Annotated in this window: 16 protein-coding genes; 14 read left to right on the top strand and 2 right to left on the bottom strand. The window is 73.9% G+C overall.

Annotation, left to right across the window (positions count from 1 at the left end; translation table 11 throughout):
- Positions 1-2: 2 nt before the first annotated feature.
- The 14 genes from DEJ43_RS35965 (at position 3) to DEJ43_RS35900 (ending at position 16,611) form a co-directional block, all read left to right on the top strand.
- Complete coding sequence (locus DEJ43_RS35965; RefSeq protein WP_202490858.1) at positions 3-1,964, top strand: alginate lyase family protein; 1,962 nt, start codon at positions 3-5, stop codon at positions 1,962-1,964.
- Between the two features lie 9 nt (positions 1,965-1,973).
- Positions 1,974-3,572: a right-handed parallel beta-helix repeat-containing protein gene (locus DEJ43_RS35960; protein ID WP_015038373.1), complete on the top strand. Its 1,599-nt coding sequence runs from the start codon at positions 1,974-1,976 to the stop codon at positions 3,570-3,572.
- Position 3,573: 1 nt separating this feature from the next.
- Complete coding sequence (locus tag DEJ43_RS35955) at positions 3,574-4,845, top strand: membrane protein (protein WP_015038372.1); 1,272 nt, start codon at positions 3,574-3,576, stop codon at positions 4,843-4,845.
- A gap of 7 nt (positions 4,846-4,852) precedes the next feature.
- The gene (locus DEJ43_RS35950; protein WP_015038371.1) at positions 4,853-6,130 is read left to right on the top strand and encodes a glycosyltransferase family 4 protein; all 1,278 of its coding nucleotides are present in this window, start codon (positions 4,853-4,855) and stop codon (positions 6,128-6,130) included.
- Positions 6,127-7,362: a class I SAM-dependent methyltransferase gene (locus DEJ43_RS35945; protein WP_015038370.1), complete on the top strand. Its 1,236-nt coding sequence runs from the start codon at positions 6,127-6,129 to the stop codon at positions 7,360-7,362. The genes DEJ43_RS35950 and DEJ43_RS35945 overlap by 4 nt, the downstream gene beginning before the upstream one ends.
- The gene (locus tag DEJ43_RS35940) at positions 7,359-8,153 is read left to right on the top strand and encodes a glycosyltransferase family protein (RefSeq protein ID WP_015038369.1); all 795 of its coding nucleotides are present in this window, start codon (positions 7,359-7,361) and stop codon (positions 8,151-8,153) included. The genes DEJ43_RS35945 and DEJ43_RS35940 overlap by 4 nt, the downstream gene beginning before the upstream one ends.
- The gene (locus DEJ43_RS35935) at positions 8,150-8,797 is read left to right on the top strand and encodes a PIG-L deacetylase family protein (protein WP_015038368.1); all 648 of its coding nucleotides are present in this window, start codon (positions 8,150-8,152) and stop codon (positions 8,795-8,797) included. The genes DEJ43_RS35940 and DEJ43_RS35935 overlap by 4 nt, the downstream gene beginning before the upstream one ends.
- 3 nt (positions 8,798-8,800) lie before the next feature.
- On the top strand, positions 8,801-9,826 hold the full coding sequence (locus tag DEJ43_RS35930; protein WP_041663274.1) for an NAD-dependent epimerase/dehydratase family protein: 1,026 nt from the start codon (positions 8,801-8,803) through the stop codon (positions 9,824-9,826).
- Positions 9,814-11,094 (top strand): DUF4910 domain-containing protein, encoded by a 1,281-nt coding sequence (locus DEJ43_RS35925; protein ID WP_041663273.1) that lies wholly within the window; start codon positions 9,814-9,816, stop codon positions 11,092-11,094. Before DEJ43_RS35930 ends, DEJ43_RS35925 begins: the two co-directional genes overlap by 13 nt.
- Positions 11,095-11,098: 4 nt before the next feature.
- A complete protein-coding gene (locus DEJ43_RS35920) occupies positions 11,099-12,424 on the top strand; it encodes an MATE family efflux transporter (RefSeq protein ID WP_015038365.1) in 1,326 nt (441 codons plus the stop codon).
- A 111-nt stretch (positions 12,425-12,535) separates the two neighbouring features.
- Positions 12,536-13,483 (top strand): glycosyltransferase family 2 protein, encoded by a 948-nt coding sequence (locus DEJ43_RS35915; RefSeq protein ID WP_015038364.1) that lies wholly within the window; start codon positions 12,536-12,538, stop codon positions 13,481-13,483.
- Positions 13,480-14,730 (top strand): polysaccharide pyruvyl transferase family protein, encoded by a 1,251-nt coding sequence (locus DEJ43_RS35910; RefSeq protein WP_015038363.1) that lies wholly within the window; start codon positions 13,480-13,482, stop codon positions 14,728-14,730. The genes DEJ43_RS35915 and DEJ43_RS35910 overlap by 4 nt, the downstream gene beginning before the upstream one ends.
- Positions 14,727-15,278, top strand: coding sequence for a dTDP-4-dehydrorhamnose 3,5-epimerase (rfbC, locus tag DEJ43_RS35905; RefSeq protein WP_015038362.1), 552 nt, complete (start codon positions 14,727-14,729; stop codon positions 15,276-15,278). Before DEJ43_RS35910 ends, rfbC begins: the two co-directional genes overlap by 4 nt.
- Positions 15,279-15,285: 7 nt before the next feature.
- The gene (locus DEJ43_RS35900; protein WP_015038361.1) at positions 15,286-16,611 is read left to right on the top strand and encodes a glutamate-1-semialdehyde 2,1-aminomutase; all 1,326 of its coding nucleotides are present in this window, start codon (positions 15,286-15,288) and stop codon (positions 16,609-16,611) included.
- 7 nt (positions 16,612-16,618) lie between these two features.
- On the opposite strand, the gene DEJ43_RS35895 is transcribed toward DEJ43_RS35900, so the two are convergent.
- Entirely contained in the window at positions 16,619-17,275 is a 657-nt protein-coding gene (locus DEJ43_RS35895) for a phosphatase PAP2 family protein (RefSeq protein WP_041664565.1), read from the bottom strand.
- A 138-nt stretch (positions 17,276-17,413) separates the two neighbouring features.
- Positions 17,414-18,607, bottom strand: coding sequence for an alpha/beta hydrolase (locus tag DEJ43_RS35890; RefSeq protein ID WP_233448030.1), 1,194 nt, complete (start codon positions 18,605-18,607; stop codon positions 17,414-17,416).
- Positions 18,608-18,630 lie beyond the last annotated feature (23 nt).

Raw genomic sequence — 18,630 nt, 5'->3', positions numbered from 1 at the left:
CCATGAGCGCGGGCTGGTACCTGCGGCGGTTGTCCGCGATGGGGCCGGCGGAGGTCGGCGGCCGGGTGGGCGACGCGGTGCGCAGGCGGCGGTGGCGGTCGGAGCTGCCGGACTGCCCCTGGGTGACCGGCGCGCGGTTCACGGCGGTGCTGCCCGCCGGGACGGTCGCCGGGCTGCCGGCGGACGCCGTGAAGCGGCTCGTGGCCGAAGCGGACCGGCTGATGGCCGGGCACGCCGAGTACTTCGGGGTGGACCGCGACGACCTGGCCGACCCGGACTGGTGGTACGACCCGAAGACCGGGCGCCGGGCCCCGTGGGGGTACGCCTTCGACGTGCCGTACCGGAACGAGGAGGCGGTCGGGGACGTCAAGCAGATCTGGGAGCTGTCCCGGCACCAGTACCTCACCGTGCTCGCGGCCGCCTACGCGGTCACCGGGGACGAGCGGTACGCCGAGCGGGTCGCCAAGCACCTGCGGCTGTGGTGGGCGGCCAACGCGCCGCTGCGCGGCGTGCACTGGGTCAGCGGCATCGAGCTGGGCATCCGGCTGCTGTCCTGGGTGTGGGTGCGCAGGCTGCTCGACGGCTGGCCGGGCGCGCCCGGTCTGTTCGAGGAGAACCCGGTGGCGCTGAAGCAGATCTGGTACCACCAGCGCTGGCTTGCCGCCTTCCCCAGCCGGGGGTCCTCGGCGAACAACCACGTCATCGCGGAGGCGGCCGGGCAGTTCGCCGCGGCCTGCGCGTTCGGCTGGTTCCCGTCCTCGGCGCGCTGGCGGGCCGACGCGATGCGGTCCCTCGAGCGGCACCTGCGGAGCAACACCTTCGGCTCCGGGCTCAACCGCGAGCTGGCCACCGAGTACCACGGACTGGTCCTTGAGCTGGGTCTCGCCGCGGTCGCGGAGGCGGACGCCGCCGGGGTGGCCGTCCCGCCGTCGGTGCGGCTCGTCCTGCTGCGGATGACCGACGCGCTCGCGGCGATCGTGGACGGCCGGCTGCGGCCGCCGCGCCAGGGGGACGCGGACGACGGGCACGGTCTGGTCGTGGACGGCACGGGCACCGACCGCTGGGGTTCGCTGCTTGCCACCGGGGAGGCGGTGTTCGGCCGGCTCGACTGGTGGCCGGCGGTGACCGGCACCGATGTGCGCACCCCGCTGCTCGCCTCGCTCGTCCGGCCGTACGGGAAGGGCGGCGCCGTGCCGGACGCGAAGCGGCCGGCCACCCGGCCGGCTCACTTCGCCGACGCGGGCATGACCATCCTTCGCGGTCCCGGGGAGATCTGGTGCCGTTGCGACGGGGGCCCGCACGGGTTCCTCTCCATCGCCGCGCACGCGCACGCGGACGCGCTGTCCGTGGAGGTCCGGCACGACGGGGTCGACGTGCTCGCCGACCCGGGGACGTTCTGCTACCACGGGCAGCCCGAGTGGCGGCAGTACTTCCGGTCGACGCTGGGCCACAACACCCTGCAGTGGGACGGCGGTGACCAGTCCGTCTCCGGGGGGCCGTTCCTGTGGACCCGGCAGGCCCGCACCCGCGTCCTGGTCGCGGAGGCCTCCGGTGACGCCGACGGGGGGACGTCCCGCTGGTGCGCCGAGCACGACGGCTACCAGCGCGTCGTGCACCGCCGTCGGGTGGAACTGGACTCCGGGAGCCGGGAGTTACGGGTGGTGGACGAGGTGCGCGGCGATCAGGGGGCGGTCCGGCTGGCGTTCCACCTCGGTCCGGCGGTCTCGGCGGACCTGACGGGGAACCGGGCGGTGCTCACCTGGAGCAGGGACGGCGAGGACCGCTCCGCGGTGCTCGACCTGCCCGCGGAGCTGTCCTGGCGTGCGCACCGGGGCGAGACCCGCCCGCCGCTTGGCTGGTACTCCCCCGGGTTCGGCCGCAAGGAGCCCGCCACGACGCTGGTCGGCACCGGTTTCGCCGCCGGCGCGGCCGGGTTCACCACCGTGCTCGGGTTCCACGGGTAGGGCGGGCGCGTGGGGATCAGGGGGAGGTTCGGGGCCTGGGCGGTGGCTCCGCCGGCGGTGGCACTGCTGGTGGCGACCGGCTGTACGGGTGCGCCGGACGCCCCGGCGGGGCCGTCGGGTGCGCCGTCCGCTGCGGGCACGTCCGCCTCGGCCGGTGGGTCCGGCGCGTCCGGGTCCGGCGCGTCCGGTGGGTCCGGCGCGCCGGTCACGCCCGTGGCCCGGGTGTGCGACCGGGCCGTGGCGGGTCCGGCGAAGGCGCCGGCGGGCGCGGTGACGGTCGATCCGTCGGTGGTCGGTGACCTGGCGGCGAAGACCGAGAGCAGTCCCCCGCGCACCACGTTCTGGCTCCGGCCGGGCAGGCACCGGCTGGAGCCGGACCCGTACGCGCAGGTCGTGCCCAAGGAGGGGAACCGCTATCTCGGCGCGCCGGGCGCGGTGCTCGACGGGGAGAAGGTCAACCAGTACGCGTTCGGCGGGGCCGCCCGCGACGTCACGATCCGCCATCTGACGGTGCAGCGGTTCGTCGCACCGCGCGACGAGGGCGTGGTCAACCACGACATGGCCGACGGGTGGGTGATCGAGCACACCACCGTCCAGGACAACTCCGGCGCGGGGCTGATGGCCGGTGCCCGCCAGCGGCTGCGCGCCAGCTGCCTGCGCCGCAACGGCCAGTACGGGATGAACGCGTACAAGACCGGTGACTCCATCCGCGGCCTGCTGGTCGAGGGCAACGAGATCGTGGGCAACAACACCGACGACTGGGAGCGGCGGCAGCCGGGCTGCGGCTGCACCGGCGGCATCAAGTTCTGGGCCGTCGACGGCGCCGACGTCCGCGGCAACTGGGTGCACGATAACCGCGGGGCCGGGCTGTGGGCGGACACCAACAACAACGACTTCCTCGTCGAGGGCAATGTCATCGAGGCCAACGACGGTGCCGCGCTGATGTACGAGACCAGCTACAACGCGGTCGTCAGGAACAACACGGTCCGGCGCAACAACTGGGTCGAGGGCCGTGCGTACGCGAAGGACGGCGACACCTTCCCGTACGCGACCGTCTACGTCTCCGAGGCCGGCGGCGAGCCACGGGTGCCCGCCCGCACGGACAGGATCGAGATCTACGGGAACGTGCTGGAGGACAACTGGAACGGGATCACCCTCTGGGAGAACGCCGACCGGTTCTGCAACAGCCCGGCCAACACCTCCACCGAGTACTGCACGCTCCTCGTGAAGGACACCGGCCGCTGCGCGCGGCCGGCGATCGCCTCCGCGCCGCTCTACGACGACTGCCGGTGGCGGACCCAGCGGGTGGACATCCACGGAAACCGCTTCGTCCTCGACGCCTCCGTCGTCGGGTGCGGGCCGGAGTGCGGCCGGATGGCGGTGCTCGCCAACGAGGGCACCGCACCGGACTGGTCGCCGTACAAGGGCCGGCGGGTGGCCGAGGCGATCACCCACCGGCAGGGGAACCGCTGGCACGACAACACCTACCTCGGTCCGTGGAGCTTCGTCGCCGGCGACCAGAGCCGGACGCTCGACCCGGAGCGGTGGCGCGGCCTGCCGTACCGGCAGGACGAGGGCAGCACCTTCGGCCCGCGGGCCGGTGGTTGAGATGGGCGGAGAGCTGACCTCCGGCGCCGCGGGCGCGCCGCCCGCCGCCGCACCGGGCCCCGGTGGCACGCCGAAGGCCGTCGGGATCGTCTGGGCGCTCCTCGGTCTCAACACCCTCGGGTCCGCCGGGGCGAAGACCGTCGTCCCACTCCCCCGGTCCCTCATCCAGATGGCCACCATGGGCGCGCTGGTCGCCGCGTTCGCGCTGGCGCTCGCGCTCAACCCCCGGCTGCGCATCCGGGCCAGCGCCTTCCTGTTCCTGCTCACCCTGCTGCTCGTGCCGAGCGTCATCGCCAGCGTGCAGCCGGACGTCGGGTTCGGCGCGCTGTTCCGGTGCACCCGGCTCGCGGTCTTCGTCGGCACGCTGTGGCTGCTCAGCCACTGGTGGGACGGCGGCCTGACGTTCGTCAGGTACCACATCCGGATGTACTTCGCGGTGCTCGTGCTGGTCGCCGCGGGCCTGGCCGTCGCCCCGGGCACGGCGATGCCGGAGTACTACGGCGGGCGGCTGGTGGGCGCGCTGTGGCCGCTCACCCCGCCGCAGATCGGCCAGTACGCCGCGATCGTCATCGGGCTCGCCGTGCTGCTCGTCCTCGGCCGCCGGACCACGGCGGGGAGCGCGGCGGTGGTCGTCGTGCCGTCGCTCGTCCTGCTCGCGATGACGCACACCCGGACGGCCACGCTCGGCCTGCTCATCGGGCTGGTGCTGGCGATCGGCTCGCTCGTCCTGACCAGTGCGGCCGCCCGCCGGTTCTTCGCGTGGGCGGTGCTGTGCGCCACGGTGGCCGCGGTCGCGTTCAGCTCGGCGCTGCGGGCGTGGTTCCTGCGCGGGCAGAGCCAGGAGAACTTCGCCAACCTCACCGGCCGGGCCAAGGTCTGGGACGCCCTGCTCGCGGAGCCCCGGTCGACCGGGGAGAAGGTGTTCGGCACGGGTCTGGGCGACAAGTCGTTCGACGGTCTGCCGATCGACAACAGCTGGCTGGCCGTCTACGACGAGCAGGGCCTGATCGGGGTCGTCGTCGTGGCGGCGCTCGTCATCGTGATCGGCGGCGTCGCGCTGCTCCGGCCGCCATCGCTGCCGAGGGCCTGCGCGATCTTCCTGATCAGTTACTGCGCAATCTCCTCGTACACCGAGGTAGGCCTCGGCGACGCCTCGGCGTACCTGCTGCATCTGGCGCTGGCCGCCTCGCTTCTGGTCGCGCCCGCTCCCCCCGCGCCGCTGCCGGTGGCCGAGATTCCCCGACGACGTATCCCCCGATGGGCCAGGAGGTGACCTGAGCATGCATGTCCTTGTGGTGCACAACCGCTACTCCTCGGCGCAGCCGAGCGGGGAGAACAGGGTGGTCGACGAGGAGGTGGGGCTGCTGCGGGCGGCCGGCCACCGGGTCGACGTGTTCGAGCGGCGCAGCGACGACATCGCGGCCCGTTCCCTGCTCGGCAAGGTCGCGGTGCCGCTGCTCGTGCCGTGGAACCCGGCGGTCCGTACGGAGCTCGCGGCCCGGCTGCGCGCCGAGCGGCCGGACGTGGTCCACGTCCACAACGTCTTCCCGCTGCTCTCCCCCGCGGTGCTCGCCGCCTGCGCCGACGCCGGTGTGCCCGTCGTCGCCACGCTGCACAACTACACCCAGGTCTGCCCGCCCGGCACGCTGCACCGCGACGGCCGGCAGTGCACCGAGTGCGTCGGCTCGGCGACGTCGCTGCCCGCCGTCCGGCACGGCTGCTACCGGGACTCGCGCCTCGCGACGGTTCCGCTCGCGGTCAGCCTGGCGGTCAACCGGCGGCGCTGGTGGTCCGGCGTGGAGCGGTTCTTCTGCATCTCCGGGGCGCAGCGCGACATCCTGGTGCGGTCCGGGATGCCGGCCGAACGCCTCGCCGTGAAGCACAACTTCGTGCCCGACCCGGGGACCCGCCGGACGGGTCCCGGCGAGCACGTGCTCTTCCTCGGCCGGCTCGCGGAGGCCAAGGGCGTACGGCTGCTCATGGCCGCGTGGGACGAGCTCGCGGCGACCGGCGGTGTGGGTGTGCCGCTCGTGATCGCCGGGGCGGGGCCGCTGGAGCCGGAGGTGACCGCGTGGGCGGCGGGCCGGGACGACGTGCGTCTCGCCGGTCTCTGGGACCCGGAGGAGTGCCGGCGGGGTGTCGCGCGGTCGGTCGCCGTGGTGGCTCCTTCGCTGGCCATGGAGACCTTCGGTCTGGTGGTCGCGGAGGCGATGGCGGCCGGGGTGCCGTCCGTGGCCGCCGGTCACGGGGCGTTCGTCGAGCTCGTCGAGGACGGGGTGACCGGGCTGCTGCACCGCCCGGGGGACGCCTCCTCGCTCGCGTCCCGCATCCGTCGGATCGCGGGCGATCAGGACCGCAACGGGGCGATGGGCCGGGCGGCCCGGCTCCGTTACGAGCAGGGGTTCAGCCCGGCCGTGGGCCTGGACCGCCTGGTGGAGGGGTACCGGGCCGCGATCGCGGGCCGGTCCGGCGGCGGGGAGGCCGCGCCGCCGGTAGGGAACGAACACGCTGGCCCGCGCCGGGAGACCCGCGCGGGCAGGGATGGGGGCAGTAGATGACAAGGTGCCGACTCTGCGGTTCGGCGGCGCTGACCGGCGTCGTCGATCTCGGGGCGACCCCGCCGTGCGAGAGCTTCCTCGCCGCGGACCAGCTGGACCTGCCGGAACCGGCGTACCCGCTGCACCTGCGGGTCTGCACCGACTGCTGGCTCGCGCAGATCCCACCGCTGATCACGCCGGAGGAGACGTTCAGCGAGTACGCGTACTTCTCGTCGTTCTCGACCTCCTGGGTGGAGCACGCCCGGGTGTTCGTCGCGGACGCCGTGGAGCGGGTGGGGCTCGGCCCCGACGCCTTCGTGGTCGAGGTCGCCAGCAACGACGGGTACCTGCTGCGGCACGTGGTGGACCGGGGGATCCGCTGCCTGGGCATCGAGCCGTCGGTGAACGTCGGCGCGGCGGCGCGCGATGCGGGGGTGCCCACGGTCACCGCGTTCCTGGGCCCGGAGACCGGCTCCGCCGTCCGTGCCGAACACGGCCCGGCGGACCTGGTCGTGGCCAACAACGTGTACGCGCACATCCCCGACGTCGTCGGGTTCACCCGGGGGCTGCGCGCCCTGGTCGCCGACGACGGCTGGGTCTCCATCGAGGTGCAGCACCTGCTGACCCTCATCGAGGAGAACCAGTACGACACGATCTACCACGAGCACTTCCAGTACTACACGGTCGCCTCCGCGATCCGGGCGCTCGCGAGCGGCGGACTCGCGCTCGTGGACGTCGAGTTGCTGCCCACCCACGGCGGGTCCATCCGGCTGTGGGCCCGGCCCGCCGAGGTGGCGGGCGAGCCGACGCGGCGGGTCGCCGACGTCCTCGACCGGGAGAAGGCCGCCGGGCTCCAGGAGCTGTCCGGCTACACCGAGTTCTCCGCCCGGGTGGCCAAGGTGCGCCGGGACCTCCTGAAGTTCCTCATCGGGGCGGCCGAGCGCGGCGAGACCGTCGTCGGCTACGGCGCCCCGGGCAAGGGCAACACGCTGCTCAACCACTGCGGCATCCGGCCCGACCTGCTCGCGTACACGGTCGACCGCAACCCCTACAAGCACGGCCGGTTCACCCCCGGCACCCGCATCCCGATCCTGCCGCCCGAGCGGATCGCCGAGGACCGGCCGGACTACGTCCTGGTCCTCCCGTGGAACCTGCGGACCGAACTGGTCGAGCAGCTGTCCTTCGTGCACGAGTGGGGCGGCCGCCTTGTCTTCCCCATCCCGGAACTGAGCATTGTCGAGGTCACGCGATGAAGGTCGTCCTGTTCTGCGGCGGTTACGGACTGCGGATGCGCAGCGGAGCCTCCGACGACATCCCCAAGCCGATGGCGATGGTCGGTCCGCGGCCGCTGATCTGGCACGTCATGCGCTACTACGCGTACTTCGGGCACAAGGAGTTCATCCTGTGTCTCGGGTACGGGGCCCACCACATCAAGAACTTCTTCCTCAACTACGAGGAGACGACGTCCAACGACTTCGTGCTGCGGGGCGGGCGGACCGAGCTGCTGTCCACCGACATAGCCGACTGGACGATCACGTTCGCGCAGACCGGCATCGAGTCCCCGATCGGGGAGCGGCTGCGCCGGGTGCGCCACCACCTGGACGGGGACGACATGTTCCTCGCCAACTACGCCGACGTGCTCACCGACGCCCCGCTGCCGGAGATGATCGACCGGTTCGCGCGGCGGGACGCCGGGGCGTCGATGATGGTGGTGCCGCCGCAGTCGTCGTTCCACTGCGTGGAGCTCGGCGAGGACGGTCTGGTGGGGGGCATCACGGCGGTGAGCGACATGCCGCTGTGGGAGAACGGCGGCTACTTCGTGCTCCGCCAGGAGGTCTTCGACCACATCCCGGAGAACGGCGACCTGGTCGCCGACGGCTGTGCCCAACTGGCCAAGCGGGGGCGGCTCGTGGCGCACCAGCACCGCGGGTTCTGGAAGCCGACCGACACCGTGAAGGAGCGGGCCGCGCTCGACGCCGCCTACGTCCGGGGCGACCGGCCGTGGGCCGTGTGGGAGCGGGACGACGCCGGGGTGCGCGCGTGATCCGGCTCGGGGCGGGACGGCTCGACCGGGTCGTCGCGGTGGGCGCGCACTGCGACGACATCGCCATCGGCGCCGGCGGCACGCTCCTGACGATGTGCCGCGCGCGGCCGGGTCTCCGGGTCGACGCGCTGGTGCTGTCCGGCGGCGGCGGTGAGCGCGAGGACGAGGAGCGGGCCGCGCTTGCCGCCTTCTGCCCGGACGCCGACCTGCGGCTGACCGTGCTCAAGCTGCCGGACGGCCGGCTGCCCGCGCACTGGGAGGAGGCCAAGGCGGCGGTCGAGGAGCTGCGCGAGCGGTCCGAGCCGGACGTGATCGTGGCGCCGCGCACCGATGACGCACACCAGGACCACCGCGGGCTGGCGCAGCTGATGACCACCGCGTTCCGCGACCATCTCGTGCTCGGCTACGAGATCGTCAAGTGGGACGGCGATCTCGGGCGTCCGTCGGCGTACCAGCCGCTGACGCCGGAGATCGCCGAGCACAAGGTGCGGCTGCTGCAGGAGCACTACCCCTCGCAGCGGCACCGTCCCTGGTACGACCGGGAAGCCTTCCTCGGTCTGGCACGCATCCGCGGCATCGAATGCCACGCGCGGTACGCCGAGGCGTTCGCCGTCACCAAACTCACTCTCGATCTGGGGGATTGAACCTTGCGCGTACTGCTGACCGGACACCAGGGCTACCTGGGCACCGTGATGGCCCCGGTCCTCGCCGCCGCCGGGCACGAGGTCGTCGGACTCGACTCCGGCCTGTTCGCCGACTGTGTGCTCGGCCCGCCGCCCGCGGACCCCGCCGGGCACCGGGTGGACCTGCGTGACGTCACGGCCGAGCACGTGGCCGGGGTGGACGCCGTGATCCACCTGGGCGCGCTGTCGAACGACCCGCTGGGATCGCTGGCGCCGGACCTCACCTACGACATCAACCACCACGCCTCCGTGCGGCTCGCCCGGCTGGCCAAGGACGCCGGGGTGCGGCGCTTCCTGTACGCCTCGACCTGCTCGGTGTACGGCGCCGCCGGCGGTGACGAACTGGTCTCCGAGGACGCGCCGTTGCGCCCGGTGACCCCGTACGCCGAGTCCAAGGTCCGGGTGGAGGACGACCTGCACGCGCTCGCCGACGGCGACTTCACCCCGGTGTACATGCGCAACGCCACCGCGTTCGGCTACTCCCCCCGGCTGCGCGCCGACATCGTGCTGAACAACCTGGTGGGCCACGCCCTGCTGTCCGGCGAGGTTCTGGTGATGTCCGACGGCACGCCCTGGCGTCCGCTGGTGCACGCCGCCGACATCGCCCGGGCCTTCACGGCCGCGCTGACCGCGCCGCGCGAGGCGGTGCACGACCGGGCGTTCAACATCGGCAGCGAGGTCAACAACGTCACGGTCGCCGAGATCGCCGGGCAGGTCGCCGAGGCGGTGGCCGGCTCGAAGGTGGTGATCACCGGGGAGACCGGCGCCGATCCGCGGTCGTACCGGGTGGACTTCGCCCGGTTCCGCGGCGCGGTCCCGGGCTTCGACTGCGAGTGGACGGTGAAGCGCGGGGCTCTCGAACTCGCCGACGCCTACCGCGAGTTCGGGCTGACCCGGGAGGACTTCGAGCAGCGTTTCACCCGGCTCGCCGTGCTGCGCGCGGCCTCGGAGTCCGGCGCCGTCGACGACACCCTGCGGTGGCGCCGGTGACCGTCGGAAAGGACATGCACGAGCTGGTGGAGCGGCTGTACCCGCTCTGCCGGAGCATCACGGGCGACGGGGTGCGCGCCACCCTGGAGATCGTCGGCGAGTACGTTCCGCTCCAGGTGCACGAGGTGCCCACCGGCACACAGGTGCTCGACTGGACGGTGCCCCAGGAGTGGAACATCCGGGACGCGTACGTCGCCGACGCCGCCGGGAACCGGGTGATCGACTTCGCCGCGTCCAGCCTGCACGTGCTCGGCTACAGCGTGCCGGTGTCACGGACCATGCCGCTGTCCGAGCTGCGGGAGCACCTGCACACCCTGCCGGAGCACCCCCGCTGGGTGCCGTACCGCACCAGCTACTACACGCCGGAGTGGGGGTTCTGCCTGGCCCAGGAGACCCTGGACGCGCTGCCGGACGGCGAGTACGAGGTGTGCGTCGACTCCACCCTCGCCGACGGCCACCTCACCTACGCCGAGCACGTGGTCCCCGGTCAGGTCTCCGACGAGGTGATCGTCTCCTGCCACGTCTGCCATCCGTCGCTGGCCAACGACAACCTGGCCGGCATCGCGGTGGCGACGTTCCTGGCCAGGGCACTGGCCGAGGAGACGCCGTACTACACCTACCGGTTCATCTACGCGCCGGGCACCATCGGGGCGATCACCTGGCTGGCCCGCAACGCCGAGCGGATCGAGCAGGTCAAGCACGGGCTGGTGCTGGCCTGCGCGGGCGACTCGGGCCGGCTGACGTACAAGCAGAGCAGGCGCGGCGACGCGGAGATCGACCGGGTGCTGCGGCACGTCCTCGCCGCCTCCGAACGCCCGCACCACGTCACCGAGTTCACGCCGTACGGCTACGACGAGCGGCAGTACTGCTCGCCCGGGTTCGACCTCGGCGTGGGCTCGCTCAGCCGGACCCCGTACGCCGGGTACCCCGAGTACCACACCTCGGCGGACAACCCGGACTTCGTCTCCCCGGAGGCGATGGCGGACACGCTCGCCGTCTGCCGCGAGGCGTTCGCCGTACTGGACCGGAACAGGAAGTACGTCAACCTCAGCCCCTACGGCGAACCGCAGCTGGGACGGCGGGGGTTGTACGACTCGCTCGGCGGCCGCAGCGACGCGAAACAGGCGCAGATGGCCATGCTCTGGGTGCTCAGCCTCTCCGACGGCGAGCACGGTCTGCTCGACGTCGCCGAGCGGTCCGGGCTGCCGTTCGACACGGTCGCGGCCGCCGCCGACGCCCTGTGCGAGGCCGGGCTGATCAAGGCATGAGCCGATGAGCACCGGGAAGGAGAGGACGACGGCGCCCGCGGACCCGGCCGGACCCGCCCGGCCGGCCGCGCGGCGCGCCATGGCCGGACGGCTGTCCTGGGGGCTCGCCGACCAGGCGGCCTCCAGCGCGACCAACTTCATGGTCGGGATCTATGTGGCCCGCTCGCTCGGGCTGGCCGCGTTCGGGGTGTTCAGCCTGGCCTGGGTGACGTACGGCGTGGTGCTCAGCGTCTCCCGGGGGCTGTCCACCGACCCGCTCATGGTGCGCTTCAGCGGGGTGCCCGAGGCGGCCTGGCGGGGCGCGGTGGCCCGGTCCTCGGGCACCGCGCTCGGCGTCGGCGCCGCCGTCGGCGTGGTGTGTCTGGCGCTCGGACCGGTGCTCGGCGGCTCCGTGGGCACGGCCTTCGCCGGCCTCGGCGTGGTGCTGCCGGGGCTGCTCCTCCAGGACGCCTGGCGGTTCTCGTTCTTCGCGGCGGGCGCCGGGCGCAAGGCGTTCCTCAACGACCTGGTGATGGGCGTCGCCCTCGTCCCGGCCATGCTGGTGGCGGCCCGCGTCGGCAGCGTCGCCGCGTTCGTGCTCGCCTGGGGTGCGTCCGCCGCGGTCGCCGCGGGGTACGGCTACCTGCAGTCCGGCATCCGGCCGCGGCCGGCCGGGGCCCGGACGTGGCTGGGCGAGCAGAGCGACCTCGGCTACCGGTATCTGGTCGAGAACGTCGGCGTCAGCGGCGCCGGCCAGCTGCGGGCCTACGGCCTCGGCGCGATCGTCGGGGTCAGCGCGGTCGGCGTGGTCCGGGGCGCGGAGCTCCTGCTCGGCCCGTTCCTCGCCGTCCTGATGGGTCTGTCCCTGGTCACCGTCGCGGAGGCGGCGCGGGTCCTGCGGCAGGCACCGCACCGGCTGCGGGTGTTCTGTCTGCTGCTCGGCGGCGGGCAGGCGGCCGCCGCGCTGCTCTGGGGCGCGGCGCTGCTCCTCGTACCGGACCGGTTCGGTGAGCTCGTGCTCGGCGGTGTCTGGCACGCCGCGTCGGAACTCATCGTGCCGGCCACCCTCGGCGTCGCGGGCGCGAGCCTCGGCACCGGCGCGGCGGCCGGACTCCGCGCGCTCGCCGCGGCCCGGCGCAGCCTGCGCTGCCAGCTGATCGCCTCCACCTTCTACGTCGCCGGTGGTCTGGGCGGGGCGGTCGTGGCCGGCACGGTCGGCTCGGCCTGGGGGGTCGCCGCCGCGACGCTGCTCAGCTCGGCCGTGTGGTGGCTGGAGCTGCGAGCCGCCCTGCGCGAGCACCACCGCCGTCCCGTCCCCGAGGCGCACCCGACCAGCCCGTCCCCGACCTGAGCACCACCGGTTCGTTCCCGAGCCGAGCAGCACCGACGCCCGCCCGACGCGAGCACCACCGGTTCGTTCCCGACCTGAGCTTCACCGCTCCATCCCCGAAGTGAGGACATCATGACCGCCCCTCCCCGGCTCGGTATCGGCCTGCCCGTCTACAACGGCGAGGAGTACCTCGCCGAGGCGCTCGACGCCCTGCTCGGCCAGACCTACGAGGACTTCGAGCTGGTCATCTCCGACAACGCCTCGACCGACGGGACCCGGGACATCTGCCGCCGGTACGCCGCGAAGGACTCGCGCATCCGGTACATCCGGCTCTCCCGGAACATCGGCGCCGCGCCCAACCACAACTACGTGTTCACCCAGTGCCGCGGCGAGCTGTTCAAGTGGGCCTCGCACGACGACCTGTACGCCAGGGACCTGCTGCGGCGCTGCGTGGACGCGCTGGACGAGCGGCCCGACGTCATCCTCGCCCACGCCGACCAGGCGGTCATCGACGGCGACGGCCGGGTGAAGGTCCCGTACGAGTACACGCTCGCCACCGACTCGCCGAGCGCGCCCGAGCGCTTCCGCAGCATGCTCTTCGAGCCCGGCGGCGACGACTTCTACGGGGTGATGCGGGCCGACGTGCTGCGCCGGGTGAAGCCGCACGACAGCTACCACCACGCGGACCGCACGTTCGTCTCCGAGATCGGTCTGCACGGTCCCTTCCACCAGGTGCCCGAGCTGCTGTACTTCCGGCGCGACCACCCCACCCGCGCCGAGCGGGCCAACCCGTCCAAGCGGTCCCGCTGCGTCAACCTCGACCCGCGCCGGGCCGGCCCGCTGCACCCGACGCCCCGGCTGCTCGCCGAGTACGTCTGGGGCTTCGTCGCGGCGATCCGGCGGGCGCCGCTGTCGCCGGCGGACCGGCGGGCGTGCTACCGCCACCTGGCCGCGTGGGCGACCAGCCGGGCCAGGCCGGGCGCCGGCGAGCGGGTCGAGGACCGTGCCCCGGTCGACCCGGCCCGGTACGCCGTCTCCCTGGACGCGATCGTCGCCGGCCGGGAAGGCAGGCGGGCGTGAGGTCCCGGAACGGGGGCCCGCCGCGCGTCGGGCTGTTCGGGCTGCTCGGTTCCGGCAACCTCGGCAACGACGGGTCGATGGAGGCCGTGCTCGGGTACCTCCGCTCCGCGCACCCGGAGGCCGTCGTGGACGCGATGTGCGGCGGCCCGGAGGTCGTCGCGCTGCGGCACCGGCTCCCCGCGACCCGGCTCCACTGGTACCGCGGCGAGTACCGGACGGCGTCGCGGGCGGGCGCGGTCGCGGGGAAGGGCTTCGGCAAACTCGTCGACGCCGTCCGCACCGCCGCCTGGGTGCGCCGGCACGAGGTGGTGATCGTGCCGGGCATGGGCGTGCTCGAGGCCACCCTGCCGCTGCGGCCGTGGGGCTTCCCGTACGCGCTGTTCCTGCTCTGCGCGTCCGGCCGGCTGTTCGGCACCCGGGTCGCGCTTGCCGGGGTCGGCGCCGCCCCGATCGGCAACCCGTCGACCCGGGCCCTGGTGCGCTGGTCGGCGCGGCTCGCCGCGTACCGGTCGTACCGGGACGCGCAGTCCCGCGACGCCCTGCGGGCGATGGGCGTCGACACCACGGGGGACGAGGTCTGTCCGGACCTCGCGTTCGCGCTGCCCACGCCGGCGGCGAGCGCGCCCTCGGGGACGCCCGGGACGGTCTGCGTCGGCGTCATGGACTTCCACGGCGGCGACGACGACCGCGCCCGGGCGGAGGGGATCCACCGGCGCTACCTCGAAGGGACGATCCGCTTCGTCCGCGCGCTCGTCGAGGACGGCAGGCCGGTCCGGCTGCTCACCGGCGACGAGGTCGACCGGACGGTGGTCGCCGCGATCCTGGACGCGGTGGACTCCCCGCTGGTCACCGCAGCCGAGCCGGCCTCGCTCGCCGACCTGATGAAGGAGATGGCGGCCGCCGACAGCGTGGTCGCGACCCGGTACCACAACCTGGTCTGCGCGCTGAAGGTCGGCGTGCCGACGCTCGCGCTCAGCTATGCGGCGAAGAGCGACACGCTCATGGCCGAGTTCGGCCTCGCCGCGTACCGCCACCCGGCCCGCGAGGTCGACGCCGAACGGCTCCTCGAACAGTTCCGGGACCTGGAGAAGAACGCGCCGGAGCTGCGGCGGACCCTCGCCGAGCGGAACCTGGCCGCCGCCCGTCGAGTGGAGCAGCAGTTCACCGCCCTCACGGCGGCCCTGTTCCCCAAGGCCGTCCCGAAGACCCACCCCGTCCCCACCCACGCCCCACGGGAGACTCCATGAAAGCGACCGAAGTCCCGGAGATCTCCGGGGCCTTCCTGTTCGAACCGACGCCGTACGCCGACGAACGCGGCTTCTTCTGCCGCACCTTCGACGCCGACGTGGTCCGCTCGGTGGGCCTCGACCCGGGCGCCTTCGTCCAGGACAGCGTGTCCCGCTCGGTCCGCGGTGTGCTGCGCGGCCTCCATCTGCGCTCGGGCGCCGGCGAGGCCAAGCTCGTCCGCTGCTCGTACGGGAGGATCTTCGACGTGGTCGTCGACCTGCGGGCGGACTCGCCGACCTACCGCAACGTGGCCACCTTCGAGCTGTCCGGCGAGACGCAGCGGACCCTGTACGTCCCGGCGGGGTGCGCGCACGGCTTCCAGGCGCTGACCGACACCGCCGACACCTCGTACCGGATCGACCGCCCGCACGATCCCGCCGAGGACGTGACGATCGCCTTCGACGACCCGGAGCTCGCCATTCCGTGGCCGCTGCCGGCGACCTCGATGTCCCCACGGGACCGGGAGGCGCCGCGCCTCGCCGAGGCCCTGAAGCAAGCGGAGAAGTGAGGGCGGCGTGGACACCGAAGACTTCCTCCTGCCCCGGTCGCGCGCGGCGAACGCGCGGCTGCACGAGCTGATCCCCGGGGGCGCGCACACGTACGCCAAGGGGGACGACCAGTACCCCGAGGACCTGGCGCCGGTGATCAGTCACGGCCTCGGCGCCCATGTGTGGGACGTCGACGGCAACCGGTACGTCGAGTACGGCTCCGGCCTGCGGTCGGTCAGCCTCGGACACGCCCATCCGCGCGTCCTTGAGGCGGTGCGGCGGGAGATCGACCGGGGCGGCAACTTCGTCCGGCCGTCCGTCGTGGAGATCGAGGCCGCGGAACGCTTCCTGGCCACGGTCCCGACCGCCGACATGGTCAAGTTCGCGAAGAACGGCTCGGACGTCACCACCGCCGCCGTGCGGCTCGCCCGCGCCGTCACCGGGCGTCCCCGGGTGGCCGTCTGCGGCGACCACCCGTTCTTCTCCGTCGACGACTGGTTCATCGGCACCACGCCGATGTCCGCCGGCATCCCGGCGGCGACCACCGAGCTCACGGTGGCGTTCCCGTACGGGGACCTGGCCGCCACGGAGGAGCTGCTCGACCGGTACCGGGGAGAGGTCGCCTGTCTGATCCTGGAACCCGCCGGTCACACCGAACCCCCGCCGGGCTACCTCGCCGGACTGCGCGAACTGGCCGACCGGCACGGCTGCGTCCTCGTCTTCGACGAGATGATCACCGGTCTGCGCTGGTCGGAGGCGGGCGCCCAGGGCCTGTACGGCGTCGTCCCCGACCTGTCCACCTTCGGCAAGGCGCTGGGCAACGGGTTCGCCGTCTCCGCGCTCGCCGGGCGCCGCGAGCTGATGGAGTGGGGCGGGCTGCGGCACGCGGGCGACCGGGTGTTCCTGCTGTCCACCACGCACGGTGCGGAGACGCACGCGCTGGCCGCCGCGATGGCCGTGCAGACCACCTACGCCGAGGAGGGCGTCACCGCGCGGCTGCACGCCCTCGGCGAGCGGCTGGCCGCCGGGGTCCGGGAGGCCGCGGCCGGCATGGGGGTCGGTGACCACGTCGTCGTACGGGGCCGGGCCAGCAATCTGGTGTTCGCCACGCTCGACGAGCGCGGGCTGCCGTCGCAGGCGTACCGCACCCTGTTCCTGCGGCGGCTCCTCGCGGGCGGGGTGCTCGCCCCGTCGTTCGTGGTGAGCAGCGCGCTCGACGACGCCGACATCGACCACACCGTCGACGTGGTGGCGCAGGCGTGCGCGGTGTACCGGAAGGCGCTGGACGCCGGTGACCCCACGCCCTGGCTGGGCGGCCGGCCGGTGAAACCCGTGTTCCGCCGGTCGGTGTGACCCGGCGTCAGCCGCGGGCCCGCCCGGCCGCGTCGGCCGCCCGGTCGAGCAGCCGGGCGGCCGCCGGGACCACCGCGAGGGCGGTGCACAGGCCGCCCAGGGTGTCGGTCGGATAGTGCGCGCTCAGGACGACCTGCGCCCAGCCCATGGCGGCGCCGGCGGCCAGGGCCGCGGCGAGGACGATGGCCGTGCCGGCCGTCCTGCCGAGGGCGGGCCGGCCGGCCACCAGCAGGGCGACGGCGAGGGCCACGGCGGTGAGGAAGGCGGTGTGCCCGCTCGGGTAGGACAGGTTCCCGTCGCCGTGGATGGTGCGTCCCACCAGGTGTTTGAGCACCTTCGTCGCCGCCACGGCGAGGCCGGGGCCGACGACGACGAGCACCGCCGCACGGGGCCGTCGCAGGAGCAGACAGCCCGTCACCAGGGCCGCGACGAGCAGCGCGGCCCCGACGGGCTCGCCGAGGAAGTCCGTGGCGACGGCGACCTGCCGGCCCGGTGGAGCCCCGTCCAGCGCCGCCACGAGCCGCGCGTCCACCGTGCCGGGGCGGCCCGCGTCGGCGTACAGGACGCCGAGGGCGAGGACCGCGAGCGCGGCGAGGACCGACACGAGGCCGAGCGGTCCGCGCAGCCGCGGGGGCAGTGCCGGGCGAGCGGGCCGGCCGGTCACCCGCTCCCCCGGCGCCACGGGCCCGCGGTACGGGGCCGTCTCAGGTCCGTTCCGGCCAGACGGTCCCACGCGACCCCCCTGTCGTGTCCGATCCATCCTCCGGCGAGCCTATACCGCGGGCGGGAACGGGCCGGGCGGCTACGGCCGGTCGAGGTACCGGCGGAAGAACGCCACGGCGTGGGCCACGCCGATCCCGCGCTGGGCGGCCTCGGTGAGCTGGGGGTGGAACGTGGAGCCCCCGGGGTCGGTGCACCGTCCCGGGTGGGCGTCGTCGTGGGAGGCGTCGTCGCGGGCGGCGACCTCGCCGCTCTCCGGCGACCACCGGGTGTTGAAGTAGTGGTGGTTGGCGCCGGGGATCTCCGCCGAGTGGAACCCGGCGGTGCTCCGCGCGGTCGCGTCGGCGGCGAAGGACAGGGCGTCGGGGCCGACCTGGCCGTCGCAGCTCCCGCGGATCACGGACATCGGGGTGCCGGTGATCTCGTACGCGGTCATGTCCTCGGTCATGACGTTGTACGCGGGGGCCAGCGCGAGCACGGCCCTGACCTTGACCCCGGCGGGCCACTGGGCCTCGTGGCGGTCGGCCGCCTGCCAGGTCACCCCGGCGCCGCCGCGGGAGTGGCCCATGGTGCCGACCCTGTTCAGGTCGACGCGGTGCCGGAAGTCGACGGCGCGCGGCTTGCCCGTGGCCGCGTCGCGGAACGCGCCGGCGAGACCGCCCCGGCCGGAGGCGCTGAGCCGCTGCCACAGGGCGAGGTGCTTGTTGATCAGGTCGGCCCGTGCGGAGGCGTTGTCGTCGCCCCACAGCGACGCGGCGTTGATGCCGTTGGCGCGGACGGACACCACGACGAAGCCGCGGCGGGCGAGTTCCTCGCCGAGGTAGTCGTAGCCGCGGTCGTTGGCGAGGGGGCGGATGCCGGGGGCGCAGGGCCAGCTGTACAGCTTCCGGTCGGCGGCGTCCGCCGCTGCCCAGTCCCCGGCGCGTACGGCGGCGTCGCGGGCGGCCTCCGCGTCCCGGTCCGCGCAGGTCTCGTGGAGGCCGTGCAGCTGGACGACGAGGGGGCGCGGGGTGCTGCCGAGGTCCTTCGGGTAGTGCACGGTCCCGGCGATCTCGACCGGCTCGCCGGTGCCGGGGAGTCGGTAGGCCTGGTCGCCCAGGTCGTAGGTGACGGCGGCGACGCCCTCGGCGCGCCGGGTCGGGGCGTCGGGGGTCTCGGCGGCCGCGGCGCTTCCCGCCAGGGCCTGCGGCACGAGGAGGGCGGCCGTGGACACGGCGAGCGTGCGGGCGCGGATCAGGGGGCGGCGAGCGGCCGTGGGTGTGGCGTCGTGATGCAAGGGACGGTCTCCAGGGGCGGTGA

The organism is Streptomyces venezuelae ATCC 10712 (genome assembly GCF_008639165.1).
Taxonomy (GTDB): domain Bacteria; phylum Actinomycetota; class Actinomycetes; order Streptomycetales; family Streptomycetaceae; genus Streptomyces; species Streptomyces venezuelae.
The sequence above is the reverse complement of the archived record's forward strand: the minus strand, read 5'-3'. Positions and strand labels throughout refer to the sequence as shown.